The organism is Pandoraea apista (genome assembly GCF_001465595.2).
GTDB lineage: Bacteria > Pseudomonadota > Gammaproteobacteria > Burkholderiales > Burkholderiaceae > Pandoraea > Pandoraea apista.
The window spans coordinates 1,623,584-1,650,445 of the sequence record NZ_CP013481.2; the positions used below are offsets into that span (position 1 = coordinate 1,623,584).

22 protein-coding genes and 2 tRNA genes are annotated in these 26,862 nt (G+C 63.4%); 10 read left to right on the forward strand and 14 right to left on the reverse strand.

The window, feature by feature from the left end:
• Positions 1 to 12: 12 nt before the first annotated feature.
• Positions 13 to 660 carry a pyridoxamine 5'-phosphate oxidase gene (pdxH, locus tag AT395_RS07550; protein WP_042117168.1) on the reverse strand — a complete coding sequence of 216 codons (648 nt, stop codon included), beginning with the start codon at positions 658 to 660 and terminating at the stop codon, positions 13 to 15.
• A 286-nt stretch (positions 661 to 946) separates the two neighbouring features.
• Positions 947 to 3,001: an AsmA family protein gene (locus AT395_RS07555; protein ID WP_231605993.1), complete on the reverse strand. Its 2,055-nt coding sequence runs from the start codon at positions 2,999 to 3,001 to the stop codon at positions 947 to 949.
• Positions 3,002 to 3,053: 52 nt separating this feature from the next.
• On the opposite strand from AT395_RS07555, the gene tcdA reads away from it, so the two are divergent.
• Positions 3,054 to 3,890, forward strand: a complete 837-nt coding sequence (gene tcdA, locus AT395_RS07560) for a tRNA cyclic N6-threonylcarbamoyladenosine(37) synthase TcdA (protein ID WP_048627640.1) — start codon at positions 3,054 to 3,056, stop codon at positions 3,888 to 3,890.
• Between the two features lie 272 nt (positions 3,891 to 4,162).
• Here the strand turns inward: tcdA and AT395_RS07565 are convergent, their stop codons facing one another.
• Complete coding sequence (locus AT395_RS07565) at positions 4,163 to 5,815, reverse strand: AMP-binding protein (protein WP_048627667.1); 1,653 nt, start codon at positions 5,813 to 5,815, stop codon at positions 4,163 to 4,165.
• Positions 5,816 to 6,224: 409 nt separating this feature from the next.
• Here AT395_RS07565 and AT395_RS07570 point away from each other — a divergent pair.
• Both AT395_RS07570 and AT395_RS07575 read left to right on the forward strand, forming a co-directional pair.
• Positions 6,225 to 6,301: transfer RNA gene (locus AT395_RS07570), tRNA-Arg, on the forward strand.
• A 155-nt stretch (positions 6,302 to 6,456) separates the two neighbouring features.
• A tRNA-Arg gene (locus tag AT395_RS07575) sits at positions 6,457 to 6,533 on the forward strand.
• Between the two features lie 169 nt (positions 6,534 to 6,702).
• On the opposite strand, the gene AT395_RS07580 is transcribed toward AT395_RS07575, so the two are convergent.
• Genes AT395_RS07580 through AT395_RS07590 form a run of 3 tightly spaced genes read right to left on the reverse strand, consistent with a single transcriptional unit; the run spans position 6,703 to position 11,064 of the window.
• Positions 6,703 to 8,181: an efflux transporter outer membrane subunit gene (locus AT395_RS07580; protein WP_048627639.1), complete on the reverse strand. Its 1,479-nt coding sequence runs from the start codon at positions 8,179 to 8,181 to the stop codon at positions 6,703 to 6,705.
• A gap of 5 nt (positions 8,182 to 8,186) precedes the next feature.
• Positions 8,187 to 9,767 (reverse strand): DHA2 family efflux MFS transporter permease subunit, encoded by a 1,581-nt coding sequence (locus AT395_RS07585; protein WP_082117610.1) that lies wholly within the window; start codon positions 9,765 to 9,767, stop codon positions 8,187 to 8,189.
• Positions 9,760 to 11,064 carry an HlyD family secretion protein gene (locus tag AT395_RS07590; RefSeq protein WP_048627638.1) on the reverse strand — a complete coding sequence of 435 codons (1,305 nt, stop codon included), beginning with the start codon at positions 11,062 to 11,064 and terminating at the stop codon, positions 9,760 to 9,762. The genes AT395_RS07585 and AT395_RS07590 overlap by 8 nt, the downstream gene beginning before the upstream one ends.
• 102 nt (positions 11,065 to 11,166) lie before the next feature.
• On the opposite strand from AT395_RS07590, the gene AT395_RS07595 reads away from it, so the two are divergent.
• Positions 11,167 to 11,916: a CerR family C-terminal domain-containing protein gene (locus AT395_RS07595; RefSeq protein ID WP_042112294.1), complete on the forward strand. Its 750-nt coding sequence runs from the start codon at positions 11,167 to 11,169 to the stop codon at positions 11,914 to 11,916.
• A 77-nt stretch (positions 11,917 to 11,993) separates the two neighbouring features.
• Here AT395_RS07595 and AT395_RS07600 read toward each other — a convergent pair whose 3' ends face one another.
• Together AT395_RS07600 and AT395_RS07605 are read right to left on the reverse strand one after the other, a co-directional pair.
• Positions 11,994 to 13,469 (reverse strand): amino acid permease, encoded by a 1,476-nt coding sequence (locus AT395_RS07600; protein WP_042112293.1) that lies wholly within the window; start codon positions 13,467 to 13,469, stop codon positions 11,994 to 11,996.
• 236 nt (positions 13,470 to 13,705) lie between these two features.
• A complete protein-coding gene (locus tag AT395_RS07605; RefSeq protein WP_042112292.1) occupies positions 13,706 to 14,794 on the reverse strand; it encodes a porin in 1,089 nt (362 codons plus the stop codon).
• Positions 14,795 to 15,063: 269 nt separating this feature from the next.
• On the opposite strand from AT395_RS07605, the gene AT395_RS07610 reads away from it, so the two are divergent.
• Together AT395_RS07610 and AT395_RS07615 are read left to right on the forward strand one after the other, a co-directional pair.
• Entirely contained in the window at positions 15,064 to 15,537 is a 474-nt protein-coding gene (locus AT395_RS07610; protein WP_039372583.1) for an Lrp/AsnC family transcriptional regulator, read from the forward strand.
• A gap of 67 nt (positions 15,538 to 15,604) precedes the next feature.
• The gene (locus AT395_RS07615) at positions 15,605 to 16,792 is read left to right on the forward strand and encodes an alpha-hydroxy acid oxidase (RefSeq protein WP_042112291.1); all 1,188 of its coding nucleotides are present in this window, start codon (positions 15,605 to 15,607) and stop codon (positions 16,790 to 16,792) included.
• A 110-nt stretch (positions 16,793 to 16,902) separates the two neighbouring features.
• On the opposite strand, the gene AT395_RS07620 is transcribed toward AT395_RS07615, so the two are convergent.
• On the reverse strand, positions 16,903 to 17,331 hold the full coding sequence (locus tag AT395_RS07620) for a hypothetical protein (protein ID WP_042112290.1): 429 nt from the start codon (positions 17,329 to 17,331) through the stop codon (positions 16,903 to 16,905).
• Positions 17,332 to 17,464: 133 nt separating this feature from the next.
• Positions 17,465 to 18,391, reverse strand: a complete 927-nt coding sequence (locus AT395_RS07625; protein WP_042112289.1) for a LysR family transcriptional regulator — start codon at positions 18,389 to 18,391, stop codon at positions 17,465 to 17,467.
• A gap of 335 nt (positions 18,392 to 18,726) precedes the next feature.
• On the opposite strand from AT395_RS07625, the gene tcuC reads away from it, so the two are divergent.
• From tcuC to AT395_RS07640, 3 genes are all read left to right on the forward strand, one after another.
• A complete protein-coding gene (gene tcuC, locus AT395_RS07630; protein WP_042112288.1) occupies positions 18,727 to 20,046 on the forward strand; it encodes an MFS transporter in 1,320 nt (439 codons plus the stop codon).
• A gap of 27 nt (positions 20,047 to 20,073) precedes the next feature.
• On the forward strand, positions 20,074 to 20,889 hold the full coding sequence (locus AT395_RS07635; RefSeq protein ID WP_042112287.1) for a substrate-binding domain-containing protein: 816 nt from the start codon (positions 20,074 to 20,076) through the stop codon (positions 20,887 to 20,889).
• 215 nt (positions 20,890 to 21,104) lie between these two features.
• Positions 21,105 to 22,577 carry an amidase gene (locus tag AT395_RS07640; protein WP_048627666.1) on the forward strand — a complete coding sequence of 491 codons (1,473 nt, stop codon included), beginning with the start codon at positions 21,105 to 21,107 and terminating at the stop codon, positions 22,575 to 22,577.
• A 42-nt stretch (positions 22,578 to 22,619) separates the two neighbouring features.
• Here AT395_RS07640 and AT395_RS07645 read toward each other — a convergent pair whose 3' ends face one another.
• The gene (locus AT395_RS07645; protein WP_042112286.1) at positions 22,620 to 22,862 is read right to left on the reverse strand and encodes a DUF3820 family protein; all 243 of its coding nucleotides are present in this window, start codon (positions 22,860 to 22,862) and stop codon (positions 22,620 to 22,622) included.
• 160 nt (positions 22,863 to 23,022) lie between these two features.
• Here AT395_RS07645 and AT395_RS07650 point away from each other — a divergent pair, with 160 nt between their 5' ends.
• Complete coding sequence (locus AT395_RS07650; RefSeq protein WP_048627637.1) at positions 23,023 to 23,592, forward strand: YdeI/OmpD-associated family protein; 570 nt, start codon at positions 23,023 to 23,025, stop codon at positions 23,590 to 23,592.
• A 63-nt stretch (positions 23,593 to 23,655) separates the two neighbouring features.
• On the opposite strand, the gene AT395_RS07655 is transcribed toward AT395_RS07650, so the two are convergent.
• The 3 genes from AT395_RS07655 to AT395_RS07665 form a co-directional block, all read right to left on the reverse strand.
• A complete protein-coding gene (locus tag AT395_RS07655) occupies positions 23,656 to 24,297 on the reverse strand; it encodes a LysE family translocator (protein WP_042112285.1) in 642 nt (213 codons plus the stop codon).
• A 180-nt stretch (positions 24,298 to 24,477) separates the two neighbouring features.
• The gene (locus AT395_RS07660) at positions 24,478 to 25,446 is read right to left on the reverse strand and encodes an ABC transporter substrate-binding protein (RefSeq protein ID WP_048627636.1); all 969 of its coding nucleotides are present in this window, start codon (positions 25,444 to 25,446) and stop codon (positions 24,478 to 24,480) included.
• 55 nt (positions 25,447 to 25,501) lie between these two features.
• Positions 25,502 to 26,758 (reverse strand): c-type cytochrome, encoded by a 1,257-nt coding sequence (locus AT395_RS07665; protein WP_048627665.1) that lies wholly within the window; start codon positions 26,756 to 26,758, stop codon positions 25,502 to 25,504.
• Positions 26,759 to 26,862: the final 104 nt, after the last annotated feature.

Below are 26,862 nucleotides of genomic sequence, written 5' to 3' on the forward strand. Positions count from 1 at the left end.
ACACAACAACGTTTACGGGGAGAGGCGCGCCACGCGCCAGGACCCATCGGCAAGCCGGAAATACTTGATGCGATCGTGCAGGCGCGATTCACGGCCCTGCCAGAACTCGATGGTCTCCGGCACCAGCCGGTAGCCACCCCAGTGCGGCGGGCGCGGCGGGTTGTCGCCAAACTGGCGCCGGAAGTCCGCTTCGCGTTGCTCGATGATGCTGCGATCTGCCACTTCGGCGCTTTGCACCGAGGCCCAGGCACCCAGACGGGAGCCCACCGGACGCGAGTGGTAATAAGCGTCGCTCTCCGCCTCGCTCACTTTGTCGACACGGCCCTCGATGCGCACCTGACGCTCAAGTTCGATCCAGTGAAACAGCAGACAGCCATACGGCGTGGCAGCCAGTTCCTGGCCCTTGCGCGACTCGTAGTTCGTGAAGAAGGTGAATCCGCTTTCGTCCGCGCCCTTGATGAGCACGATGCGCGCATCAGGCCGACCATCCGGCGTGACCGTGGCGAGTGTCATGGCGTTCGGCTCGGCCAGTTCGGCGGCGAGCGCTTGCTCAAACCAAAGTCGGAATTGATCGAACGGGCTGGGCGCCACGTCGGTCTCTGAAAGTGAGCCGAGGGCGTAGTTCTTGCGCAGGTCCGCGAGAGAAAGCGTCTGAGTCACGACGATCGATATCAGTCTGTTGCGGTTGGGGGTTGCGACACAGTATAGCGAAGAGTCGGCGAATGTGCGCGCGTGACGATTTGTCGCATAGCGTTGCACAGGATCCTTCGAATGCCCCGTGAGGCGGGCATTTCGCGCCATGTGCTTGATATTTAAGGAGTGAAGTAGTTTTGTCGAATTGTCGCCGTTGCTTCCGAAATCGCACGGCATGGGGCCGGAAAATCCCTGTGCCTGGCATGGGCATTGCTTTGGCGCGCCGAAGCCCATGCCCGCCCCGATCAGGGGGTCACGGCGCTTCCCGGCCCGACCCAAATACAGGCGCCGTGGCCGCGGGCGAGGGGGGGAGCGAGCTGCCGGACGGGCGCCTTTTCGCCCCGGATTGGGGGGCGCTCGTACCATTGGCGTCGGGCACCGGTTTCACCTTGGACGGATTCCTGCTCGCCGGACGTTGCAGATTGGCGAGCAACTCGCCGCAAGGGCTGTCCTTGCCCGGTCCGAGTTCCAGCAGCGGCACGAGTGCGGTGTACGGGGCGAGCACGCCCAGCGCGATGGCGCCGCCGGCGCGAGCCACCAATGTCGGTACGTTGACGCCCACGTCCGGATGCTTGAAGGTGCCACGCACATACAGCGGCGAGCGCAACGACAGCAAGCCGAAGTGTTTCGGCTCCGGCCGGATCGTCAGATTGAAGTGTTCGCGCTTGAGGTCGACCTGACCGGTCACGCCAATGCTCGTATCGTCGGTGTCGATCACAAACGTGCGGGCGTCCATCAAGCCGTCGCGCACCGCAAAGTCTGCCGCCGCACACCGCATCTCGACCTGCTTGTCGCCGAAGAGTTTTGTGAGGACGATGTTCCCCACGTTGAGCCCCAGGTATTGCAGTAGTAGCTTGCTCACCGAGCCGCGATCGATCAGCGTTTTGATCTCACCATTCGACGAGCCGGCCAACGCGGCGACCGAGTTGCCGGTGGCTGTCAGCGCGGCGTCGCCATTCACTTCACCCACGCTGGTTTTCATCAGATCGACCTCGGGCAGCAATTGCTTCATTTGCAGGTGGCGCAACGAGACTTGCGAATCCACCTTCATCAGTTCGGCTTGCCCGTTGAGCACCAGTGTCGACGTGATGCGTCCGCCGGCGACACCGAACTCCAGCGGCCGGAGCGAGAGCACGCCATCGTCAAGCACGATGTGCGTGACGAGGTTGTCGATCGGCAGGCTCCTGTCCTTGATGATCTTGCGGCCCGTGAACTGCACGTCGGCGTCGATGGCGCGCCAGCGATCGGTCTTGAAGGGATCGACCGGCAGTACTTTGTCGGAGGGCGGCGCTTTCGGCTTGCCCGTCAGGTCGCTGCCGCCCGACGGATTCTGCCCGCCCACGACCGGTCCGAGGTCGACCAGACGCAATTGATTCGATACGACCGCGCCTTGCAGGATGTTGCGCGGCTCGCGCTGACGCAACACGAGCGTGCCCGAGAGATCGCTCTGACCGACCTTGCCGAGAAAGCGCTCGTAGCGCCATACGCCAGCGGTATGCAGCAGATGCCCATTGGTCTCGTACGCGGGGGTTTCCGGCAGCAATACGCCCGTGATCGGGTAAAGGTCGGCCATCGTCGGGCCGGACAGCCGCAGATGCATGTCGAGCGCCGACAATGTCGCCGGATTCGTGAACGTTCCCGTCGCGGCGATCTGGGTGCGGCCGATGCGCACGCTGGCGTCGAGCGGATAGGGATCGCCGGTGTCTTCGAGCGAGAGTACGTCGCCGCCTCGTGCCTTGCCCGTGACCGGGACCTTTCGGAACGTGCCTTTGAGCGAGACGCCGATGCCATAGGGGGCCTGCCCGTCGATGGTCGCGATGTTCGCGGTGAGATCGAGTTGCTGGGGGGCAAGGTTGGCGCGCACCACGCCGTCTTCGAGAATCAGGCGGCCAATGCGCAGTTTCCACGGGGAGGGCTTGCCGTCGCCCTTCGTGAAAGTCCAGTTGTTCTGTCCGTCGGCCCGTTGCTCCACGATTACCTTGGGCGCAGACAGTGTCACTTCGGGCAGCACGACATGTTTGTCGAGCAACGGCAGCCATTCGAGCGAGAACGTGAGGCGCCCGAGCGCGATCATGTTCGGCTCCTGACTCCACGCAACGTTGCCTAACACGATATCATTCGCGATCAGGCGAGGCCGCGGCAGCCAGCGCCCCAGTCCCGGGGCCTGTGCGTTCGGCGCCAGCCAGTGCAGCGAGAGGTCACCCCTGATGGCGAACGGGCGGCCGGTCGCGGTGCTCACCTCCCGGTTGATGAAGGGCCGGGCGTAGTTCCAGTCAAACCACGTGATGAACGCCGCGAATGCCAGCACGATGGCGACTATCGTGATCGCCAGCCATTTCAAGGACGTTACCCATCGCATCATGAACAGTACCCCGTCGATCGTTGTTGCTCCGGTGCCTGCCACGCCATCGGAGGAAGATTTTGACGCGAATCGCCGCTTCGGCGGTATCGCGCGTTTATACGGTGACGACGGCCTCGCGCGCTTGCGTGATGCCCACGTGGCCGTCATCGGCATCGGCGGCGTTGGCTCGTGGGTGGCCGAAGCATTGGCGCGCAGCGCCGTGGGCCGACTCACACTTATCGATCTCGATAACGTCGCCGAAAGCAATACCAATCGTCAGGTGCACGCCCTGGACGGCAACTACGGAAAACCGAAAGTTGCCGCGATGGCCGAGCGAATTGTGGCCATCAATCCCGCTTGCCAGCTCACGCTTGTCGAAGACTTCGTGGAGCTGGAGAACCTCGACGCCATGCTGAGCGGTGGTTTCGACTGGGTCGTCGACGCCATCGACAGCGTACGGGTGAAGACAGCGCTTATCGCATGGTGTGTGGCGCATAAGCAGCGTCTGATCACCGTAGGCGGCGCGGGCGGTCAGATCGATCCGACACGCATTCGTATCGACGATCTCGCTCGCACGATCCAGGACCCGCTGCTTGCCAAAGTGCGTGCGCAATTACGCAAGCAACATGGTTTTGTCCGTGGGCCGAAAGCCAAGTTCAACGTGCCCGCCGTGTACTCCGACGAGCCCTTGCAGTATCCGGAAGCGGTCTGCGCCCCGGCTGACGGTCCCGATACGGCTGTGGGGCCACAGGGCCTGAACTGCGCCGGTTTTGGCTCAAGCATGTGTGTGACAGCCACCTTCGGCATGGCAGCCGCAGCCCACGTCTTGAAGCGAATCACGATGCGTGCGGCCTGATGGCCTACCTGACGTGTCCCTGTTTTACCAAGGCGAGCGCGCCACGTCTGTAACCAAAAGTTACCAATCGCGATCGGTGTCGATGCCTCGATAAACGTTTCGATGTCTGAAATGACAATGGCCGGGATTGCTCCCGGCCATTGTTATTACGTGGTGCTTTATAGGGCGCCTTATGTCGCCCCTTACGTGGGGCCCTTATGTGGCGCTTTCCGGCTTCGCATTGTTTCGCGATGTCAGGCGAGACCGCTCGCCGGGAAAAGCAGCACAGTTGGTCAGCGCAGTTCGCGACGCAGTACCTTGCCCACCGGTGTCTTGGGCAAGTCTTTGCGGAACTCGATCAGATGCGGCACCTTGTAGTTCGTCAGGTGCTGGCGGCAGAAGTCGATGATGATCTGCTCGGTCAGGTCCTGCGACTTCTTCACGATCACGGCCTTTACCGCTTCGCCGGTGCGCTCGCTCGGCACGCCGACGACAGCCGCTTCAAGCACGCCCGGACACATGGCCAGCACACTCTCGACCTCATTCGGATACACGTTGAAGCCGGACACGATGATCATGTCCTTCTTGCGGTCGGTGATGCGCACATAGCCCTGCGCGTCCATCGTGCCAATGTCGCCGGTACGCAGCCAGCCATCGGGCGTAATCGTCTTGGCCGTCTCGTCCGGCCGATGCCAGTAGCCCTTCATGACCTGCGGGCCGCGCACGCAGATCTCGCCTTCCTGATCGAAGCCGAGCGCTTCGTTCGCGTCGTTGCGAATGCTGACATCCGTTGACGAGATCGGCAGACCGATGGACCCGTTGAACTCGCTGCCGAGCGGGTTGATACACACGGCAGGCGACGTTTCCGTCAGACCATAGGCCTCGATGAGCGGATGACCGGTGACCTTCTGCCAACGATCGGCCACGGCACGCTGCACGGCTGCACCGCCGCCAAGCGCACACTTGAGCGCGCTGAAATCGAGCTGGTCGAACCCCGGGGTATTGAGTAGCCCGTTGAACAGCGTATTCACGCCCGTCATGAACGTGAATTTCCACTTGCCCAGTTCTTTCACGAAACCGGGCATGTCGCGCGGGTTGGTAATCAGCAGATTGAGCGCGCCCAACTGGAGGAACACCAGACAGTTCGCGGTGAGACAGAAGATGTGATAAAGCGGCAGGGCGGTAACGATGATCTCCTTGCCCTCTTCGAGGCCGGAGCCGATCCAGGCGCGCGCCTGCAACATATTGGCGATCATGTTGCGATGCGTGAGCATGGCCCCCTTGGCCACCCCCGTAGTGCCGCCCGTGTATTGCAGGAACGCAATGTCGTCGTGACCCAGTTGTATTTCCTGATGCTGGGCACGCGCGCCCTGAGCGAGCGCGGTACGGAACGGCACGGCGTGGGGAATGCTCCACGCGGGCACCATTTTCTTCACATGCCGCACCACGTAGTTCACGATCCAGCGCTTGGGCGCCGGCACGAGGTCGCCGATCGCGGTCGTGATGACGTGTTTGACCGGTGTATTGGGCAGCGCCTTTTGCAACGTGGCGGCGAAGTTCTCGATCACGACGATGGCGCCACAGTCGGCGTCCTTGAGCTGATGCTCAAGCTCGCCTGCCGTGTATAGCGGATTGACGTTCACGACCACCATGCCGGCACGCAGGATACCGAAGACAGCGACCGGATATTGCAGCAGGTTCGGCGACATGATCGCCACGCGCGCGCCGCGCTCCAGGCCGGGCAAACTCTGCAGATAGGCGGCAAAGTCACGCGACTTGCGCTCGAGTTCAGCGAAGGTCATCGTCACGCCGAGGTTGGTGAACGACGGGCGATCCGCGAACTTCTGGCAGCTTTGCAGGAACAGATCGTTCAGCGAACGATACCTGTTGACGTCGATCTCGGCCGGCACGCCGGGCGGATAGCTCTTGAGCCAGACTTTTTCCATGAGCGCCTCCTTGAATTTGGTTTTTATCGCATCGTCGTCGCCGGGGGAAGAGCCTTGGCGCGCGGTGCGTCGATTCATCGCATTTCTTTTGGCAATGCAAGAGAGGGCTCCGAACGTGTCGTCTCCCACAGTCCGGTCTCGCGCATGCACGGCAAACGCGCCAATCGACGCGCTGCAAAAAGTCGTAGCATACCGTGCCGTTTCCGGCGACAGCACATGGAAAGCCCTGATTTGATGCGGGTTTGCGTGGAGTAATTGTTCTAGCGGCAAAGACTTGCCATTGAGGGGGATTCCGCGCTAATCCCGCACGGAATGGCCGATGTGACGGACAAACCGCAGATGTGACAAAAGAATTGCAAAAAACGCTTGCGTGGCGGGCTGGTTTCTTACATAATTCTGTTCTCACGACGCGGCTGTAGCTCAGTTGGATAGAGTACTTGGCTACGAACCAAGGGGTCGTGGGTTCGAATCCTGCCAGCCGCGCCACCTAATTCGAGGGTCTCCTCACGGGGAGACCCTTAGTTTTTCGGGAGAGTCTTTCCCAGTGACGCGCCGCATGTCATGTACATTCGGCCCGCGTCGATGAGAAGGCAAACCGACAGCAGCAGGATCGTCTGATCGGTGTCTCACGTGCAGTAAGTGCGGCTGTAGCTCAGTTGGATAGAGTACTTGGCTACGAACCAAGGGGTCGTGGGTTCGAATCCTGCCAGCCGCGCCAACCCAGTTGGCAAAAACGCTCCAGAGGCGAAAGCTTCTGGAGCGTTTTCGTTTGTGCGGACGAAAAGCGCCGTGCGATTCGACGTTCCACACGCGCGTATCGGCTAACGGCGGGCACGGCGACGTTCCGCCTCGAACGCCATCGTACCCAACACGGAAGGCCCGAAGCGTTAGCCTCGCCCTGTATGCGTGTCCGATTTCGTCGCGATTTCCGGGCCGATTTGCCATCCCAGCCCCAACGCCTTTTGCAGTGTCACGAACGACCGGAGAAGCTGCGCATCGCCGGCGATGCGGTCTTGTTCGGCAGAAAAGCGTGTGCGTTCTGCGTCCAGCCAGTCGAGCGTGCTTGCGGTACCCGCACGATAACGCTGGCGTGTGAGTGTGGCTGCGCGCGTGGCCGACGCCTCTACACTGCGCAGACGGTACACGTTTTCGCGCTGATGGCCGTAGCGTGCGAGCGCCACGTCGGCGTCGCGCAGCGCGGTGAGCACGGCACTCTCATACTTCGCCTGCGCCTGATCGCGCCCAGCCTTCGCCCCGTCGACCCCGGCTTGAACGCGACCGAAATCGAGCACATTCCATTGCAAGCGCGGCATCGTCATCCAACTGAAGTTGTCCTTGCGCACGAGATGGCCGGGGTCCAGCGCCGAATATCCGAGTTCTCCCATGATCGAGAGCTTCGGGAACCAGTTGGCAGTCTGCACGCCGATCTGCGCGTTCTGCGATGCCAGACGGCGTTCCGCTGCACGAATGTCGGGGCGTGCCTGCAACAGGGCCGACGGATCTCCGATGGCGACCTTGGCCGGCAGGTTCGGCAGCGCCTTGGGCGTTTTCAACTCGGCATCGAGCGCGCCCGGCGCGCGCCCGGTCAGGAGTGCCAACTGATCGAGCGATTCGATCACGTCCGCTTCGAGCGGTAACACGCGCGACTGCGTTTGTTCCACCTGCGTCACGAGCCGCTCGACGTCGAGTTCCGACGCGACACCTCCCGCTCGGCGCTGGCGCGTGAGTTCGAGCATTTCTCCTTCCAGCTGCGCCGAATCACGCACCAGCGTCAGTCGCGCTTGCTGGTCGCGCAGCGCTACGTAAGTCTGAGCAACTTCGGCGGCGAGTTGCACGTGGGCGTCGGCCAGATCTTCCGACGCGGCGTCGGCGTCGGCACTGGCGGCTTCGACAGCGCGTCGCGTGCCACCGAACAAATCGATTTCCCAACTGGCGTCGAAGCCGGCGACGTAAAGGTCGAGCGGGCCGCGGCCACCGCCGCTGTTTTCGCCGCCGAGCAAACTCAGGTCGGGCGAGCGCGTGCGCACCATCGCTAGATCGACGCCCGCCTTCGGCAGCAGATCGGCCTGATGGCTGCGCAGGCTCGCGCGCGACTGACGCACTTTCGCCTGTGCAGCGCGAATGTCGGGACTGTGTGCAATGGCGTCGTCGATCAGCGCCGTCAGCTGCGCGTCATTGAGCGCCGTCCACCAGCGGGCGACACCCGGCGTGTGGGCTTCCACGCCTTCGCCTGCATGTGCGAACGTCGCGCCGGTGCGCAGCGCCTCGCCTGCGACTTCCGGCGCGCCATGATAGTCCGGGCCGACGGTGCAGCCAGTGACGAGAAGGGCGGCCGCGAGGGCCAGCATTCGGATAGGAAATGTCATGATGTTCAATGGCCGCCGGCGCTGAATCCGGCCGGTTGCTTGAGCAGCAGGGCCAGCGGCACGCATAGCAGCAGCGCGATACCCAGTGCGTAAAAAGTCTCGGAAAACGTCATCACGCTGGCCTGCCGGGCAATTTCGGCGGCGAGCTGAGCCGTGGCCTGAAGCTTGGCGTGAACCATGTCGCCCGACTGCGCGAAGAAACCCGCCGCATTGGCGGCAAGATGCTCTTGTCCCAACGCACTGTTGGCGGTGATTGTCTCGCGCAGCATGGCATCGTGATAGTCGGTGCGGCGGTCGATCAGCGTACCGAGCAACGCCAGACCGACCGACCCGCCGAGGTTGCGGGCCATGTTGTACAGACCGGCGGCGTCGCCGGCGTCTTGCGCGTCCACGGCCGCCATCGACGCCTGATTGAGCGGCATCATCGCGAGCATCTGCCCCACACCCCGCAGCAATTGCGAGAGCGTGAAGTCGTGGCCGACGCTTTGTGCCGTCAGGTCGATGTCGAGCATGCAACTGGCGAAGAAACACAGCAGCCCGAGAATCACGAGCAGACGAATGTCCACCCGGCTGATGAGGCGGGGCAGAAACGGCATCATCAGGAACGCGGGCAGCCCCGAGAGCAGCATGATGTTGCCCGACTGCTGAGCGTTGTAGCCCGCGATCGTGGCGAGGAACTGCGGCAGGAGGTACGACACGCCGTAGAGTCCCGCGCCCACCGTGAAGACAATGTAGATCACGCTCGCGTAGTTCTTGTTGCCCAGCAAGGAAAGCTTGACGATGGGCTTCTCGGCCGTGAACTGCGCCACGAGCATCATGCCGATGCCGATGACCGACACGATCGACAGCCAGACGATCAGGTGCGAATCGAACCAGCGCTCGCGCTGTCCTTCTTCGAGCACCACGGTAAGCGAACTCAGGCCGATGGTCAGCCCCACGATGCCCAGCCAGTCCGCCTTGAAGAACGCGTGCAGATTCGTCGGTTCGCGCTTGAGGCCGAGCATGAGCAGCGTGACGATGGCTGCCGAGATGGGCAGGTTCAGGAAGAAGCACCAGCGCCAGTTGGCATTTTCGGTCAGCCACCCGCCGACCACCGGCCCAAGCAACGGTCCGAGCAGTACGATCAGGCCGAACATCGCCATGCCCACCGGCATCTGATGACGTGGCAGGCGTGTGCGAATGATCATCTGCGCCGTTGGAATCATGGCGCCGCCTGCAAAGCCCTGTCCGATGCGGCCGATGATCATTTCGGGCAGGCTGCTCGACGCGCCGCACATCATGGAGAAGAGTGTGAAGAACACGGCGTTGAGCATCAGGAAGCGCCGCAGCCCGAGCACGCGCGTGAGCCACGCCGCGAGCGGAATCATGACGATTTCCGACATCAGATAGCCGGTCGAGATCCAGGTGCCTTCGGTGCCCGAAGCGCCGATCTGGCCTTGAATCTGCGGCAGCGCCGAATTGGTGATGGAGATGTCGAGCGTGGCCAGCAAGGCACCCAGTGCGCCCGCCGCTACGGCGATCCAGTCCGACGCCGATGCGTTGCGGGGCGAGGCCGTCGAAGCGCTTACCACGCTACCGTCAGCCACGTTGCGCTCCCCCGTTCGAGCGCGATGACGCAGCGTTCGTCAGGGGGCCGATGAGCGAGTCGAGCGGCGCACTGAGCGAGAGTTGCTGGCCCGGGCGCCCTGCCTGTTTGGCGGGCTTGGCCGGCGCGCTTCGATGCGTATCGACGTCTGCCGTGACCGAAAGACCCGGCAGCAACACCGTACGCAGCGACTCGGGCACATCGAGACGAATACGTACCGGCACGCGTTGCACGATCTTCGTGAAGTTGCCCGTGGCGTTCTGCGCGGGCAGTAGCGCGAACTGTGCGCCGGTGCCGGGCGAGAGCGAATCGACCACCCCGTGGATAGGCTCGCCGGGCAGTGCGTCGACATGCACCGTCACCGGCTGGCCAGGCCGCATATGCCCGACCTGCGTTTCCTTGAAGTTCGCTGTCAGATAGACATTCTGCACCGGTACGACCGTGAGCAATCGCGTGCCTGGCTGGGCGAACTGGCCCACACGCACGGCACGGTCGCCGACGCGTCCGGACAACGTGCTTTTGACCACTGTGTCTGCGAGATCGAGGTCTGCCTTGCGTGCGCTGGCCTGGGCCACCGTCAATTGCGCTTTGGCCTGCGCAAGCGCGGCCGCGAGCGTGTCCGTTTGCCGTTCGCTCGCCTGCAAGCTGGCTTCGCTGCTTCTGAGCGAGGCGTCGGCGCGTGCGCTGGCATTGCGCAATTCGGCGAGACGTTCGTCAGTCTCGGCGCCCGTGGCGACCAGCGGGACATAGCGTTTGACCTGACCGGCCGAGTACGCGGCATTCGCGCGTGCGCTGTCGAGTTCGGCGCGTACCTGTGCAATGCTCGCGGAGTGCTGGGAGAGTTCCGCCTGTGCCCGGGTAACGTCGGCTTCACGGGCCAGAACAGTGGCCTGCGCCTCGTCGTAGGCGGCCTGATATTGGCGAGCGTCGAGTCGCACGAGAGGCTGGCCGACCGTCACCGTTTCGTTGTCGCGCACCAGCACTTCGGTCACATAGCCGCCGACTTTCGGCGCGACGGTCATGCTGTCGGCTTGCAGATAGGCGTCGTCGGTCGACTCGATGAAGCGCCCGACAAACCACCATTGCACACCCCAGCCCAGCGCGGCAATGACACCCAGTCCCAGCGCGCCAAGAAGAATCTTCTTGCGACGAGGGTTGGCCGGGGCTTTCGTCTGGCCCGGTGCCTGGACTGAGCCGGCGGCTTCAGCGGTGTCTGCGGCCTTGCCGGCCGGGGCTTGCGCCTGACGTGCGGTCAGCGGCGCCGATTCTGCCGGTTTGACCTGTGCTGCGGTGGTCATAGGAATTTCCTCAAATTATTCCAATTGGCAGAATTATTCCAGTTGATCGATTTATGTCAAGTGTTATATTTTTGACGAAAGTTTTGGCAAGCAAGGACAGACATGACAGCGACTTCACGTGCAGGGCGCGCTCAGGGTGCGGCAACGCGTCCGCGGCACGCGGTCGACACGGGGTATCAACGTGGCGAGGAAACGCGCGCGCGGATTATCCTCGCGGCGATCAAGTGTTTCGGGGAGTTTGGCTTTGCGGGGGCGTCTACGCGAGACATCGCGAACGAAGCGGGGGTGAACGCGCCTGCGCTCCAGTATTACTTCGACAATAAGGAAGGGGTTTACAAGGCGTGCGTCGAGTACATCCTGAGCCTCGTGTTGAAGCAGATGGGAAGCGCCATCGAATCGGCCGAGCGCGTGGTGGCCGACCCGAATGCGACGGACAAGCAACTCATGGACGCGTTTTGCGAGCTACAGAACCGCAAGGCAGGGTTCATGGAGGAGGTGCCGGAGATCGACGGCTGGCACATGTTCATGGCTCGAGAGCAAGCGGGCCTCGGACCGGAAGCCGGATTCAAGGTGTTTCACGAGCGCTTCTCGAGCCGGTTGGCGTCAGTCGGCGCGAATATCGTGACGCGCCTCGCCGGTGTCGCACCCGATAACGAGGAAATGCGCATTCGCGCCGTCTGTATCAGCACTCTGGGCATGGCGTTTCGCGTGATGCGCCGCTCCGTCGATTGTTCGATGGGGTGGGCCAACGAGCCGAATCCCGAGCGCAATCGAATGGTGCGTGAGGCGGTGCTCGAACAGACTCGCGGACTACTGGAGCAGATCGTCAAACAGCGCAAGTCGGCCAGGTAAGGTCAACGCAGGCGGTCATATGACGGGGGCACCTTTCGGTGCCCCTTCGTCGTTTTCAGCGCCTCTTGCCGATTGGGTCAGGACTGGGCGGCTGTGCGCGGTTGTGCCTCGCCGTCGCGCTTGCGATACCACAGGAAGTAGATCAGCAGAACTACCGCAACGAAGGGCACGCCAAAGATCAGCGTCATGCGGAACACGCCGGTGAGCAGTGTGGTGAGCATGATGGCGGCCATCAGGGCTGCGCCGAGCAGCGTGAGCCACGGAAAGCCCCACATGCGAAACGCCAGCGGCGGATGGTTCTCGCGTCGCCAGGCGCGGCGGAAGAAGAAATGCGTGACGAAGATCATCATCCACGTGAGCATGGCGCCGAACATCGAGATCGCCATCATGAACGTGAACGACGACTCCGGGTACAGGAAGTTCACGAGCGTGGCGAGCGCAATGCCGACCGTCGAGAGCAGCAGCGCCGCGAGCGGCACGCCACGCCGGTTCACCGCGCCGAAGCGAGCCGGCGCATATCCGGCGCGAGAGAGCGAGAACATCATGCGCGTGGTGATATAGAGCTGGCTGTTCATCGACGAGAGCGCGGCGATCAGCACCACGAAGTTGATGACACCGGCGGCGCCGGGAATATCGATGGCCTGCATCACCTTCACGAACGGGCTTTCGTCCTGACCGGCGGCGGTCCACGGCACGATCGCAAGCATCAGGGCAAGGGTGAGCAGATAGAACAACACGAGGCGCACGACGGTTGAGCGGAAGGCTCGCGTGACCGCACGCTCAGGGTTCTCGGCTTCGCCGGCGGCCACGGCAATCATCTCGATAGACAGGTAGCTGAAGATCGAGATGATGACGGCGACCCACATCCCCCACAGCCCCTTCGGAAAGAAGCCGCCGTGTGCGGTGTAATTCGCGAAGCCTGCCGGGGCATGCCCGCCATCGGCGACCGATCCCGGGGCGATGAAGACGACATAGGCACCGATCAGAATGAAGACCACGATGGCGGTGATCTTGATGAGTGAGAAGCCGTATTCGATGGCGCCGAACAGATTCACCGACATGGCGTTCACAAGCACGAGTGCTGCGGAGAAACCCGCGACCCAGTACCAGCCCGGCACCTGCGGAAACCAGTATTTCATGTACACGGCAATGGCGCTCACCTCGGTACCCACGGCCAGCACAATGCACGACCAGTACGCGTAGCGAACCAGAAAGCCGGCCCACGGGCCGATGTAGTGTTCTGCGTAGGCGCCAAACGACCCCGACGTCGGATGCGCAACCGTCATTTCGGCGAGGCACCCCATGAGCATGAGCGCGATGATCGCGCCGATCCCGTACGAGATGAGCACGCTCGGGCCGGCAAAGCCGATGGCGAAGCCGCTGCCGAGAAAGAGTCCGGTGCCGATGGCGCCACCGATCGCGATCATCGCCATCTGACTGGCGGTGAGCGAGCGCCGCAAGCCTTGCTCACGACGCGTGATGTGGGCGAAATCGCGGGGCTTGCCCGATTGAGGCGACTGAGAGGACTGGGAAGACTGGGGGGAATGCGTCATGACACACCTCTTGGACGTCGTCGCGGAAGGTGGGCGACGCCCGCATGAGTACAGCATTGCTTGTCATCGCCCGACGGCGCGCCGTGGAATGCCGTCGAGATGCCGGTGGGCATCGGGTGCGGCGAAATGCAGGCGCGAACGGGCCCCACCGCCCCGGACGAATCCGGGGCGGGTCATACCAACAGCAAAGGAAAACACCCGGCAGGCGCGAGCGTGTCGCGCCATTGACCGTCGGCTTAGAAGATGTGGCGGATACCCGTTGCCACGCCCACTTGCGTCGAGTTGCCCGGCAGTTCTACGCGTGCCGCGCCGCTGACTTTGTTGTAGTCGACGGTGCCGTAGACTTGCGTGCGCTTCGACAGCGCGTACTCGGCGAGCAGCACATACGTGTAACGACGGCCCGAACCGGCATCGCCCGCCTGGGCGTTGATGTTCTTGATGTCGTCGAAATACGCTGCGCCCGTGATCGCGAGGTTCGGCATGGCCTGAATGGTCGTGCCGAGATAGAACGTCATGTCCTTGCGCGGGTTGTCGTCCAGGTTGCCTGTGGCGACGGTGTGTGCCGGATCGTTGAGCGTGCCGTCGAGCCAGCCGCTGCGATCGCGACCGCCCATGTAGCCGACGAACACCTTGGCAATGGAAACGCTATAGATCCCCCCCAGGCCCCACATCTGCTGCACACGCTTGGCAGCATCGCGCGCCTGCTGATATACGCCGGCGATCTGGAACGGACCCATGGCATAGCCCGCACGTGCGCCCCAGTAGTTGCTGGCCGCCATCGTGCCCGGCGTGTTGCCGAAGCCGTAGGTCGCGCCGAGCGACAGGCCGCCGAATGTGCCGGCATAGCTCACAGCGTTGTCTACCCGGCCGCGCGTGATGTTGTACATCCACGAGTTGTTCGCGTAGTTGCCGATCGTGAGCGGATCGAAGTCGCCGTAGACGTTAAACGCCTCGGTGGCCTGACGGCCGATCTTGATTGCACCGTACTGATTCTGCAGGCCGACGAAGGCGTAGCGATCAAACAGTCGCGGACCGTTCGAGAGTTGGCCATTCTGCGGATTGATGCCCGATTCCAGCTGGAAGATCGCCTTGGTGCCGCCGCCGAGGTCTTCCGAGCCCTTGAAGCCGAAACGGCTGTTGGTCACGGCGCCGTTGGTCACTTGCCACAGGGCGTCGTTGTTGGCGTTGGCATTGTTTTGATACCGCACGCTCTGATCCACGATCCCGTAAAGGGTGACAGCGCTTTGGGCGGCAGCGGTGGTGCTGAAGGCGAGGCCGCAAGCGGCCGAGAGGATGGCCAGGCTGGCCGGAATTGCAGACTTCATGGGTCTCCTTTTTTAGTCTTGTAGACGTACTACGGTTTAAAACAGATTCGCTGCTCCTTCCGATATAGGAGGTCGCGAATTCTTCTCGGCACGACAACTGCAATATCCAGAAACGACGCCCGCAGCCGCAATGACAAAGCGGTTCCGGCCCCGGGGCCGAGGGCTATCATATCAACGCAAAAATGGAATTTGCTTGCTATTTATGTCGGACAACTGGCGGTAAGTCGAAGGATCTGCCAGAATCCGTGAAAACTTGACGGATTCTGCCAATGAACCTCGACCTTGCCGATCTGCGCATCCTCCGCCATCTCGAACTCAATGGACGCATCTCCAACCAGGAATTGGCGGATGCCGTTGGCTTGTCGCCATCGGCCTGCCTTCGCCGGGTGAAATTGCTTGAGGATCGCGGGGTGATTTCCGGATACCGTTGCATCGTGGACGCACAGCATATCGGCCTGGAGTTCGAAGCGCTAGTGCAAATTACGCTCCGTCCGGACGTCGATCAATGGCATGAAAAGTTTCTCGCGTGTGTGCAGAACTGGCCGGAAGTGGTGACCGCCCGCATCGTCACCGGCTCGGCGAATTACATCCTGACGGTAAGGGCCCGTAACCTCGCGCATTACTCCGATTTCATCGTGAACGAGCTGTACCGCGCGCCAGCCGTCATGTCGATTCAGTCGAACATTGTGCTAAAGACAATTAAACACACGCAGTCCCTGGTCGATCTCGTCAAACAAAAATAACAAATTATAGAAGATATTAACTAATTCCCGAAAGACGGTTGGGATTTCCCGGAAGAAGAGACGCAGCATGGCAGTGATTACCACCATCGAGGACTTGCGGGTTCTCGCACAGCGGCGAGTGCCGCGTATGTTTTACGAGTATGTCGATTCGGGGTCGTGGACGGAATCCACCTATCGGGCGAATGCGGCGGATTTCGGCGGTATCGGGTTCCGGCAACGCGTTGCCGTGAACATCGAGCATCGAAGCACACGCACGACGATGCTGGGTGAGCCGGTTGCCATGCCGGTGGCGCTGGCGCCCACGGGCATGACCGGCATGCAGCACGCGGACGGCGAGATTCTCGCGGCGCGTGCGGCCGAAGCGTTCGGCGTGCCGTTCACGCTCTCGACCGTGTCGATCTGCTCGATCGAGGACGTGGCGGCGCACACCAAGGCGCCGTTCTGGTTCCAGTTGTATGTTATGCGCGATCGCGATTTCATCGAGCGCCTGATCGACCGTGCCAAGGCGGCAGGATGTTCGGCGCTGATGGTGACAATGGATTTGCAGATCAGCGGTCAACGCCATCGCGACATCAAGAACGGCCTGTCGGCGCCGCCGAAGCTGACGCTGCCGAACATTGCCAACATGATGACCAAGCCGCGCTGGTGCATGGGCATGTTGGGCACTCGGCGCCGCACCTTCGGCAACATCGTTGGCCATGCCAAGGGGGTGGACGACATCGGTTCGCTGGCAGCATGGTCGGCGGCGCAGTTCGACCCGTGCCTGTCGTGGAACGATGTTGAGTGGATCAAGAAGCGTTGGGGTGGCAAGCTCGTGCTCAAGGGCGTGCTCGATCCTGAAGACGCGCGAGCGGCACGCGATACCGGGGCCGACGCGATCGTGGTGAGCAATCACGGCGGGCGTCAGCTTGACGGTGCGATTTCGACGATTCGCGCGTTGCCGGACATCGTGGCGGCGGTGGGGCGTGACACCGAGGTCTGGCTCGATGGCGGTATTCGTTCCGGTCAGGACGTGATCAAGGCGATGGCGCTGGGCGCAAAGGGCACGCTGATCGGGCGCCCGTTCCTCTATGGGTTGGGCGCAATGGGCGAGGCGGGGGTGCGTCGCGCGCTGGAGGTCATTGCAAAGGAGATGGACGTCACGATGGCGCTGACCGGCCGCACGACCATCGACCGTCTCGATCCGTCGATGCTGATTCCGGGCAGCTATCCGACGGGTATCGGTCCGTACCTGCCGGAGCCCGACGGACAGTAATCGGCGCTCTGGAAAGCAAAAAAGCCGCAGCTATCGCGCTGCGGCTTTTTTGTGTCCCTTGAACAAAGGCCGAAGGCCGCGTTGTATCAGGGCAGGCCGTGGCGGGACGATCAATGATGGTGTTTGCGATGACCCCGGTGTTTGCCGCGATAGTGGTCGTCGTCGTGGGCGCTTGAGCGCGACATGTTGCCACCGAGCGCGGCACCCGCGCCGCCGCCAACGGCCGCACCGATCAGGCCGCCCGAACGGCCGCCCATCGCATTGCCTGCCGCCGTACCGGCGCCGCCGCCCAGCGCGCCGCCCAGAATGGCGCCTGTGCGCTCGCGGCGGTTGGACGTTATCGCGCCACCGGCACCGCCGCCCACTGCACCACCCAACACCGCACCGGTGCTGCCGCCAAGCGCGCCGCCTACGGCTGCGCCTGCCACGCCGCCCAGCGCGCCGCCGAGGGCATTGTTCATATCACTGGCCGAAGCCGTCAGGGAAGTGGTTGCAACCACGGCGGTGATCGCCACCATCGGGAAAATTCGCTTGAGCATGAGTCTTGTAGGAGATTCGGATTAACGCGAGGCAAGTATAAAGACGCGTCGCCTTGCCACCGCGTGCCCAATGTTTCGTTTCTCGTAAGACGGGTAACAATATGTTTCATTGCGTGCATTCGCTGTGAGTCGGTTATAGAGACTCGCCATTCGCACGCCGCCGCGACGGCACCTTCATTTCGGCCACATACCGGTACAACTGCGCCGCCGCCGGCGAGAGCGGCCGTGCCTTGCTCCGGATCATGCCAACGCGCCGCGTTACCACCGGATCGACCAGCGGCACACTCGTGAGCAACGGATGATCGCCTCCCGGCATCGCCATCGTTGGCACCGCTGCTACCCCCAGACCCGCTTCCACCAGTCCCAGCATCGTCGTCACATGCTGGGTCTCGCAAATACTTGGCGGGCGCTGCGGCAGTGCGGTCAACGCCTGATCGAGCAGCAACCGGTTGCCCGAGACCTTGCCCACGGTGATGTAGTCGTACTCGTAAAGCTCGCGCCACGTGACCCGTTTCTTGCCCGCAAGCGGGTGATCGCGCCGGCACGCCGCCACGTACCGCTCTTGCAGCAGGAGTTTGAACTCGATGTTCGGCTCCTGACTGCCGATGAAATTCAAGCCGAAATCGGCGTCGCCATTGGCCACGGCGGCAAGCACCTCGTTGGCGCTCGCGTCGAGTACCGAGATGCGAATGCGCGGAAACGCCCGGTGGTATCGCGAGATCACCTGCGGCATGAAGTAGTACGCGGCAGAGGGCACGCAGGCGATGGTTACATGCCCGAGACTCGGCGACGCCACGTCGCGAATGCTCAGAAGCGCGTTGTCCAGATCGTCGAGGATGCGTTCGGCATCGCGCGCAAACGCCCGGCCCACGTTAGTGAGCGCCACGCGCCGCGTGCTGCGCTCGAAGAGCTTGACCCCCAGGGCGTCCTCCAGCTTGTCGATGCGGCGCGAGAGCGCCGGTTGCGAAAGGTGGATCGCTTCGGCTGCGCGGCGAAAACTCGCGAGTTGAGCCACCGCGCGAAAGGCCTGCAAATCGTTCAGATCGAAATTGATCGCCATGACATTGAAGGATAAGAGTCGGGCCGGCGCCGCCAGTGACCCGGGTGTCGTGAACCGGAAATCGCGAAGCGGGCGTTGCCGATTGCCGCACTGTCGACGCGCGGCGCAGAGTGTAGCGTGTTACCGCTCGGTAGGCGCATTAGCATCCTACGATTGATAGCGTGTGTGCATCAATCCTTCCAAAACTTGCAATTCACAACCGGGGAACTTCCGGCGCACCATTGGCGGCTTCAAAAAAGCGTCCACGACGGTTCGACACGTCCCCGGCAGAGACGCAATGCGACGATTCACTGGCGGCTCGACCCCCCGGGCCGCAGGCAACACGGAGACAGCGCATGTCACAGCGCCCCCAAGACGCGGTTTCGCGTCGCCCATCGAAAGCCGGCGCGGTCCTGCGCGTGACTGCCGGCAATTTCCTCGAGCAGTTCGATTTCTTTCTGTTCGGCTTCTACGCCACGCAGATTTCCCACGTCTTCTTCCCGACGGACAGCGAGTTCGCTTCGCTCATGCTGACCTTTGCCGTGTTCGGCGCAGGTTTCCTGATGCGGCCGCTTGGCGCCATTGTGCTTGGCGCGTATATCGATAACGTCGGTCGCCGTAAAGGGCTGGTCACCACGCTGGCCATCATGGCAAGCGGCACCATCCTCATCGCCTTCGTGCCGGGTTACGAAACCCTCGGGTTGGCGGCACCGGTGCTGGTGCTGATTGGTCGGCTGCTGCAAGGGTTCTCGGCCGGTGCCGAACTCGGCGGCGTGTCTGTGTATCTCGCGGAAATCGCCACGCCGGGCCGCAAGGGCTTTTACACGAGCTGGCAGTCGGCGAGTCAGCAGGTGGCCATCGTCGTCTCGGCGGGTCTTGGCTTTGCGCTTTCGCTGACGTTGACCGCGCAACAGATCGCCTCGTGGGGCTGGCGTTTGCCGTTCCTCGTGGGCTGCATGATCGTGCCGGTGATTTTCGCACTGCGCCGCTCGCTCCAGGAGAGCGACGAGTTCAAGCAACGCAAGCGTCATCCGTCGGTCGGCGAAGTGTTCCGCTCGATGGCTGCCAACGCGGGCGTGGTGCTCGGCGGCACGATGCTCGTCGCGCTGACCACCACGGCGTTTTACCTGATCACTGTCTACGCACCGACGTTCGGCAAGAGCGTGCTGCACCTCTCGAGCGCCGACGCGTTGCTCGTGACGCTGTGCGTGGGCGTATCGAACTTCATCTGGTTGCCTATCGGCGGCACGCTCTCCGACCGAATCGGGCGTCGTCCGGTGCTGCTGCTCTTCGCGGGGCTCACCCTGGTGACGGCGTATCCGGTTCTGTCGTTCCTTGTGCAGGCGCCGAGCTTCACGCGCATGCTGGTCGCGCTGCTGTGGCTCTCGTTCCTGTACGGCATGTACAACGGCGCGATGATCCCGGCGCTCACCGAAGTCATGCCGCCGGACGTGCGCGTGGCCGGTTTCTCGCTGGCCTATAGCCTGGCGACGGCGATTTTCGGCGGCTTCACGCCCGCACTGTCGACGTACCTGATTCATGCCACGGGCGACAAGGCTGCGCCGGGCTACTGGATGAGCTTCGCTGCGTTGTGTGCGATCTGCGCGACGCTGGCGCTTTATCGCGGCCGCCCCGGCGGGCAAGGCCGCACCCGTACCGAACTCGCCGCAGGTTAACCAGAATCCAGAGTCAGAGAGGTCGCCATGAAAACACTTTTCTCCCCGGTGCGCGTGAGCGCAGCCCGACGCCTCGTTGCCGCCCTCGGGGCGGGTATCGCGATGACGGCGCTGTTCGCCGCTCCCGCTGTTCACGCGGAAGACCTGCGCGTGATGAACTCCGGCGGCTTCACGGCCGCCTACAAGCTGCTGCTGCCCAAGTTCGAGGCATCGAGCGGCGATCACGTCGATACCGCCTGGGGCCCGTCGATGGGCAAGGCGCCCGAGGCGATTCCGAATCGTCTGGCGCGGGGCGAGTCGGCCGACGTCGTCATCATGGTCGGTTACGCACTCGACGATCTCATCAAGGCGGGCAAGGTGCGTCCCGATTCGCGTGTTGATCTGGCCGACTCGCGTATCGGTGTCGTCGTCAGGGCGGGCGACCCGGTGCCGGACGTCAGCACCCCCGAGACGCTGAAGGCGGCGCTTCTGGCCGCGAAGTCGGTCGCGTATTCCGATAGTGCCAGCGGCGTGTACGTTGAGCGCGAACTCTTTAAGAAGCTTGGCATTGCCGAACAGATGAAGGGCAAAGCGGTGATGGTGCAAAAAACGCCCGTCGCCGAGAAAGTGGCTGCCGGCGACTACGCCTTGGGATTGCAACAGGTGAGCGAGTTGCTGCCGGTCAAGGGCGTTGCGTTCGCGGGCAAGATTCCCGAGTCGCTGCAATCGGTCACGCGTTTCGCCGGCGGCGTGCCGGTGAATGCACCGCATCCCGAAGAAGCGAAGAAGCTGCTGATGTACATGGCAGCCCCCGCCGTCGCGAAGGATGTCGAGTCCACCGGACTCGATCCGCTGGCGCACTGATGATCCCTTTGTCAGTGAAGCAGTGAACTCACGTTTCTCCATTGCCGAGGGGACTTAAATTTCCTCTCGGCAACCTTGGCGGGTTTGACCGACAATGACGTGTCAGACAACGGCGTTGCTTCGAACAACGCCACCGCCAAGGAGAGAGACTCATGGCCCTCGCGCCAGACCTGCCGTCCCTGGCTGCCCGCTCGGATGCAGCCGAAGCCAACACCATGGCGTTCCCCAATGCACAACTGAACGCCATCGTTGCGCTCGATGCGCTTGCGTTATCGGAGGCGATTCGAACGCGTCAGGTCTCGTGCCGCGAGGTCATGCAGGCGTATCTCGCGCACATCGCCCACTACAACCCGGCGGTCAACGCCATTGTGTCCTTGCGCGATGCCGATGCGTTGCTGGCGCAGGCCGACGAGCGCGATCGGCAACTGGCGAACGGTCAGTATCTCGGCTGGATGCACGGCATGCCGCACGCGGTGAAGGATCTGGCCGCCTGTGCCGGGTTTCCAACGCGCAAGGGCTCGCCGCTGACGCCGGAAGCGCCCGACACGCAGGACAGCATCAGCGTTGCGCGTATCCGCGCTGCGGGCGCGATTTTCATCGGCAAGACCAACGTTTCCGAATTCGGCCTGGGGTCGCACAGCTACAACCCGGTCTTCGGTATCACACGTAACGCTTACGACACCACCCGCATTGCAGGCGGCAGCAGCGGCGGGGCGGGCAGCGCGCTGGCGCTGCGCATGCTGCCGGTGGCGGACGGCAGCGACATGATGGGATCGTTGCGCAATCCGGCGGCGTTCGGCAATGTGTACGGCTTTCGGCCGTCGCAGGGCCGTGTGCCGTATGGGCCGACGCCGGAGATCTTCGTCCAGCAACTGAGCACCGAAGGGCCGATGGGCCGCACGGTCGCCGATGTTGCCCAATTGCTCGCTACGCAGGCTGGATACGATGCGCGCAGTCCGCTGTCGCTGGCTCACGAGCCGCCGCCGTTCGCGAGCGCGCTACCGCGCGAGGTCAAGGGGATGAAGCTGGGCTGGCTCGGCGACTACGGGGGCCATCTGCCCATGGAGGACGGCGTGATGGCGCTGTGCGAGGCGTCGCTGCATGATTTCACGGCAATGGGGTGCGAAGTGGAGGCATGCGTGCCGGACTTCGCGCCCGACCGGTTGTGGCAGACGTGGCTGACGCTGCGTCACTGGCTCGTGAACGGTTCGCTGGGAGAGATGTACGCCGATCCTGCGCGTCGCGACAAGCTCAAGCCGGAAGCGCAATGGGAAGTCGAGGGTGGCAATGCGTTGCGCGCTGCCGATGTATTTCGCGCCTCTGTCGATCGCAGCGAGTGGTACCGCTCGCTGGCACGGTTGTTCGAGCGTTACGACTTTCTGTTGCTGCCCTCGGCGCAGGTATTTCCGTTCGACGCGGAAACGCACTGGCCCACGTCGGTGGCGGGCAAACCGATGGACACCTATCACCGGTGGATGGAAGTTGTGATCGGGCCGACGCTGGCCGGGTTGCCGGCGATCAGTGTGCCGGTCGGATTCGACGCGCGCGGTTTGCCGATGGGGCTCCAAATCATTGGGCCGGCGCAAGCGGATCTCGCGGTGCTGCAACTTGCGCACGCCCATGAGCAGCAAACGCAGTGGGTGCGCCGCTATCTGCCGCCGATGCTCTCGGGCAGTGCGCGGGCCTGACATTTCGGCTCGGCCGCGCGGTCGAAATGACGAAGTCCCGGCTTAGCGGGTACGTGCCGCCCGCGCCTGAGCGCGCAGCGGCCGTAGCAATTCACCTAGCGCGTTGTGGTCGATTTCGTGCATGAGCGCAAGCAGACGGCCGATCTCTCCCGGGGGAAATCCCTCGCGGGCGAACCAGCTCAGGTAGTTGCCCGGCAGGTCGGCGATGTAGGTGCCCTTGTGTTTGCCGAAGGGCATGGGCGTCGTGACGAGGCGCATCAGCGCATCGGCGTCGAAGTCGAGCATGACGAAGGGCGCGGCGTGAGACGCACGCGAGTAAGACAGAAAGCATCACGCTATCACACGCAGCCTTCGCCGCGCTGGCATCGGATCGCCGTCGGTCTTCCATGGGCACGCTGCGAACGAAAATGCGCTCCTGCCTGCATTCCACTTTTCGGGTCACGCCATGACTGAGCCTCGCCTGACATTCCTCGACCAGACAGCGTGGGAAAACTGGTTGACGCAGAACGGAAAGACACCGACCGGGGTATGGCTGCGCCTTGCCAAAAAGGGCAAAGGGCAGCCGACCTTGACTTACGAACAGGCGCTGGAAAGTGCGCTTTGTCACGGCTGGATCGACGGTCAAAAGCAGGCGGAAGATGACGAATACTGGTTGCAGCGCTTTACACCGCGTTCAGCAAAGAGTCTCTGGTCCAAGCTCAACAAAAAACGGGCTGAAGCGCTGATCGCCGCAGGCAGAATGCATCCTGCCGGCATGCAAGAAATCGAGCAAGCCAAGGCGGATGGCCGCTGGGAGGCCGCCTATACGTCTGCCAGTAACTCGGTCGTGCCGCACGACCTGCAAGCGGCACTGGATGCCAACCCCAAGGCCAGTGCGTTTTTTGCGACGCTGAACAGCCGTAACCGGTACGCGATCCTGTTTCGGATACAGAACGCCAAAAAGCCCGAAACACGGTTGCGCAAGATCGAGGAATTTATCGGCATGCTCAATCGCGGCGAAACGCTTCATCCCTAGACCGGGGAGGGCGGCAGCCACCGAAGTCGCCGCCCGCCGCCTTGCCAAAGGCGCGCTTAACCCTTACCCCCGCGACGTCAGCAATTGCCAGCCGGCCGTGCCGAATACCACGGCGAGGCAACCGTCGAGCCAGCGCCGGATACGCAGATAGACGCGTCGCGCCGTGCGTGTGGAGAACAGCATCGCGTAGCCGCAGAACACGGTCAGCCCGATGACCACACAACCGGGCACGACCGCGAGGGGCATGGCCCCATCGGGAGTCGACGATAGTGCGACGACGGACACCCATCCCAGCACCGCCTTCGGGTTAGTGAGATGCATCAACGTGCCGCGCAGGTACAGCCGTTTGAGCGACAGCGTGCCGCCGCCATCTGTGGGGGCCGACTGTGTGGTGCGCGTCGGGCGTAGCGCAGATCGCCCCGACTTGAGTGCCAACCACATCAGGTAGACCCCACCGAAGAGTTTGATGGCGATGAGGAACTGTGCGTAGGCGAGCAGGGTGGCGGCAATGCCGAGCATGGCGACCGTTGCCCAGAACAGTGAGCCGGACATGACACCCAGCGCGAACGTCAGCGCCGGTTTGCGGCCATGATTCGTCGCGATGGACATGATCGCCAGATTGCTCGGCCCCGGGCTGGCCGCGCCGATGAAGTAGGCGGTGTAGGCAAGCAACAGATGCGTTGAGAACGTGGCGCTGACGAGCATGGCGAACCTCGTGCCGGAAGGCGGGGAATTTTGCGAGTGTCGGCGCGTGCGAGGTGCGGCGCCATAGACAGTTCGTCAATTTCCGACCGAGCCAGTTGCCGGCGGCTGGCGGCTGGCGGCCGGCCGCCAGCGATTCCCCTGGCCCTCCGGCCAGAACGGTCGTGCCCGCCCTCGGCTGCCTCAGACCTTGATCGGGAAACGCCGGTCGAACGTTGTCTTCACGTCGAGCGGCTGCCTGAGCAAGCCAACTTGCGAATAGAAGTCGGCCGTCCGTTGTTGCTCGGCAACGAGGGCGTCGTCGATGTTGCGCCATTTCGTGGCGCGTCGCGAAAACTGTAGCTTCGCCGCCTCGGGCGGAATGCCGATAATGCGCGCCATGGCGGCAGAAAAGGCGTCGACATGCTGATACGACCAGACCTGGGCCCGCACCACGCGCGCCAGAAAGTCGCGCAGGACTTCGTGCTTGCCCGCGATGGCCGCGTCGGTGGCCGCCAGATAGCTCAACCCCGACCAGAGCCCCCGGCCGTTCACGAGCACGCGCCCGCGCCCGGTCGTCTCCGCGACCGCCGTGTAGGGCTCCCAGGTGGCCCACGCGTCAACCGAGCCGCTGGCCAGCGCGGTGATGGTGTCGGCAGGCGGCAGGAAGCGGAAGTTGACGTCGCCCGGGGCCAGACCGGCGGCCGTGAGCGCCTTGAGCGTGACGAAGTGGCCGATGGAGCCGCGCGTCGTACCGATGTTCTTGCCCTTGAGATCGGCTGCGGTGCGAAGCGTGGCGTCTGGACGCACAATCACGGCGGTGCCATACGCATCGGAGCGATTGGCCCCGATGATCTTGATCGCCGCGCCGGCCGACAGCGCGAAGATTACCGGCGCGTCGCCGATCGGGCCGCAATCCACCGCTCCCGCATTGAGCGCTTCGGCCAGCGGCGCGGCGGCGGGGAATTCGGTCCACTGAATGTCGTAAGGCAACTGCCTGAGTTCGTCTGCCGCTTCGAGCAGCGCGCGCAGCCCGCCCTTCTGGTCACCGGCCTTGAGGAGCAGACGGCCGGATTGCGCGTAGGAAACGCCGGGCTGCGCGAGTGTGGTCAGCGCACCCGCTGCACTTGAAGTGGTGACGTACTGGAGAAATCGGCGTCGGGAAATCGTCATGATGAATGCCTGTGGTGGAACGAAATAGAGGGGGATGCCGGGCGCGGACAATCGGCTAGTGCACGAAGCCGCCTTTGATGAAGCGCACGGGATCGTCGTCCATTTGGCGCAACGTCGCGGTGAGCGGGTCGGCACGGAGGGTGGCCTGCCCCGGATCGGACAGCGCGGTCGAGGTCGTGCACATCAGGCCGCCGTCGGCCCAGCCCCGGCGTCCGGCGGGGGCGAGCGCTCGTAGCCAGCCGTTGCGGTCGGCCAGCCATTCGGTGCCCGCCAGGCTCGACGGCGATGTCCCGGCAATCTGCGCGAAGACCTGCCATGCCTCTGCGCTATCGGCCACACAATCCGCTCGCGTACCGAACAGTGGGGTGACGTTATTCGCGTTGGCCGCCGCTCCGCGATCCGAGGGGCGGGCCGCTACCTTGCGAATGACAGAGGCTTCGCGCGTTGGCGGGCCATTTCGCGCCACCAGTAGCGTGAGAAAGCGTGGGTCTTCAAACGGTGGCGGATGGTCGGCGTCCACCGCGACGACGCGCACCCGCTGATTGCCGCGCCACGCAGCGACATTCCGGATGGGACTACTGGCGCATTTCACCGCGACGGAGGGGAGTGCGATCGGTACAGGCCAACTGCCCCCCGCGGCCATGCCCGCCGACGCGGAGAGCACGCGCATGTAGTCGAGCGCAGCCCAGATCTCGCGGTCGCTCAGCCGCCCGGCGAAACCGGGCATGGTCACCCCCTGAGCGTCTCGCATGCCGTACAGCACATGCCAGAACAGTTCGCCGTCGGCGCGGCGGCTCAGCAGCGCGCTCGCCATGGTCGGCGGCCAGCGATGCAAAGTGGCGGCCAACGGACCTTCGCCGCGTCCGTCCGTGCCGTGACACGCAACGCACTGCGCCGCGTACACGCGCGAGCCTCGCGCGATGCTCTCTACGGTGAAGCCCGTCGGACTCGTATGAAAACTGGTCGGCACGGCGGCGCTCAGCCAGAGCGATGGCGACGGCCACGGGGCCAGCGCCAGCGCACCGGCGGCGGTGGCGAGCAGCCAGCGCCATGCCCGCCGCCAGCACAGCGCCAGTAGCGCGCAGGCAAGCGCAAATGCAATGGCCGCGAGCATCCAGGCGAACTGACGGGCGAGGGCGACGTCGATGACGAGGTTTTCCCCGGCAATGCGCACGTCCCAAGGCCATGCGGGGGCGCCGTGCGAGTCGTCGGTGATGCCGAGCGCATAGAGTGTGCTCAGCCAGGCGGACTGCACGAACTGGAGGGCTTGCAGCAGGGCGTTGAGCCAGAGATGCGAGGGGGGCGACGTCATCGGGCTCGCTCCGCGCGAAAGCGGCCCGATGACGGCCGGTACGTCCACTTCATCTGCTTCGTGACATCGCGATCCACACGTTCCGCACGTTCCACACTTTCCAC

What these genes read in the sequence shown, in the direction of transcription:
- AT395_RS07615 (WP_042112291.1), top strand. Translation starts at nt 15,605, where the DNA reads ATGGCAGTGATTACCACCATCGAGGACTTGCGGGTTCTCGCACAGCGG.
- AT395_RS07645 (WP_042112286.1), bottom strand. Translation starts at nt 22,862, where the DNA reads ATGCTCGACTTCGACGCCGATGCGCTGATGCGCCTCGTCACGACGCCC.
- tcdA (WP_048627640.1), top strand. Translation starts at nt 3,054, where the DNA reads ATGAACAGTACCCCGTCGATCGTTGTTGCTCCGGTGCCTGCCACGCCA.
- AT395_RS07565 (WP_048627667.1), bottom strand. Translation starts at nt 5,815, where the DNA reads ATGGAAAAAGTCTGGCTCAAGAGCTATCCGCCCGGCGTGCCGGCCGAG.
- AT395_RS07610 (WP_039372583.1), top strand. Translation starts at nt 15,064, where the DNA reads ATGAACCTCGACCTTGCCGATCTGCGCATCCTCCGCCATCTCGAACTC.
- AT395_RS07650 (WP_048627637.1), top strand. Translation starts at nt 23,023, where the DNA reads ATGACTGAGCCTCGCCTGACATTCCTCGACCAGACAGCGTGGGAAAAC.
- AT395_RS07595 (WP_042112294.1), top strand. Translation starts at nt 11,167, where the DNA reads ATGACAGCGACTTCACGTGCAGGGCGCGCTCAGGGTGCGGCAACGCGT.
- AT395_RS07580 (WP_048627639.1), bottom strand. Translation starts at nt 8,181, where the DNA reads ATGACATTTCCTATCCGAATGCTGGCCCTCGCGGCCGCCCTTCTCGTC.
- AT395_RS07600 (WP_042112293.1), bottom strand. Translation starts at nt 13,469, where the DNA reads ATGACGCATTCCCCCCAGTCTTCCCAGTCCTCTCAGTCGCCTCAATCG.
- tcuC (WP_042112288.1), top strand. Translation starts at nt 18,727, where the DNA reads ATGTCACAGCGCCCCCAAGACGCGGTTTCGCGTCGCCCATCGAAAGCC.
- AT395_RS07660 (WP_048627636.1), bottom strand. Translation starts at nt 25,446, where the DNA reads ATGACGATTTCCCGACGCCGATTTCTCCAGTACGTCACCACTTCAAGT.
- AT395_RS07635 (WP_042112287.1), top strand. Translation starts at nt 20,074, where the DNA reads ATGAAAACACTTTTCTCCCCGGTGCGCGTGAGCGCAGCCCGACGCCTC.
- AT395_RS07625 (WP_042112289.1), bottom strand. Translation starts at nt 18,391, where the DNA reads ATGGCGATCAATTTCGATCTGAACGATTTGCAGGCCTTTCGCGCGGTG.
- AT395_RS07640 (WP_048627666.1), top strand. Translation starts at nt 21,105, where the DNA reads ATGGCGTTCCCCAATGCACAACTGAACGCCATCGTTGCGCTCGATGCG.
- AT395_RS07620 (WP_042112290.1), bottom strand. Translation starts at nt 17,331, where the DNA reads ATGCTCAAGCGAATTTTCCCGATGGTGGCGATCACCGCCGTGGTTGCA.
- AT395_RS07590 (WP_048627638.1), bottom strand. Translation starts at nt 11,064, where the DNA reads ATGACCACCGCAGCACAGGTCAAACCGGCAGAATCGGCGCCGCTGACC.
- AT395_RS07605 (WP_042112292.1), bottom strand. Translation starts at nt 14,794, where the DNA reads ATGAAGTCTGCAATTCCGGCCAGCCTGGCCATCCTCTCGGCCGCTTGC.
- AT395_RS07665 (WP_048627665.1), bottom strand. Translation starts at nt 26,758, where the DNA reads ATGACGTCGCCCCCCTCGCATCTCTGGCTCAACGCCCTGCTGCAAGCC.
- AT395_RS07655 (WP_042112285.1), bottom strand. Translation starts at nt 24,297, where the DNA reads ATGCTCGTCAGCGCCACGTTCTCAACGCATCTGTTGCTTGCCTACACC.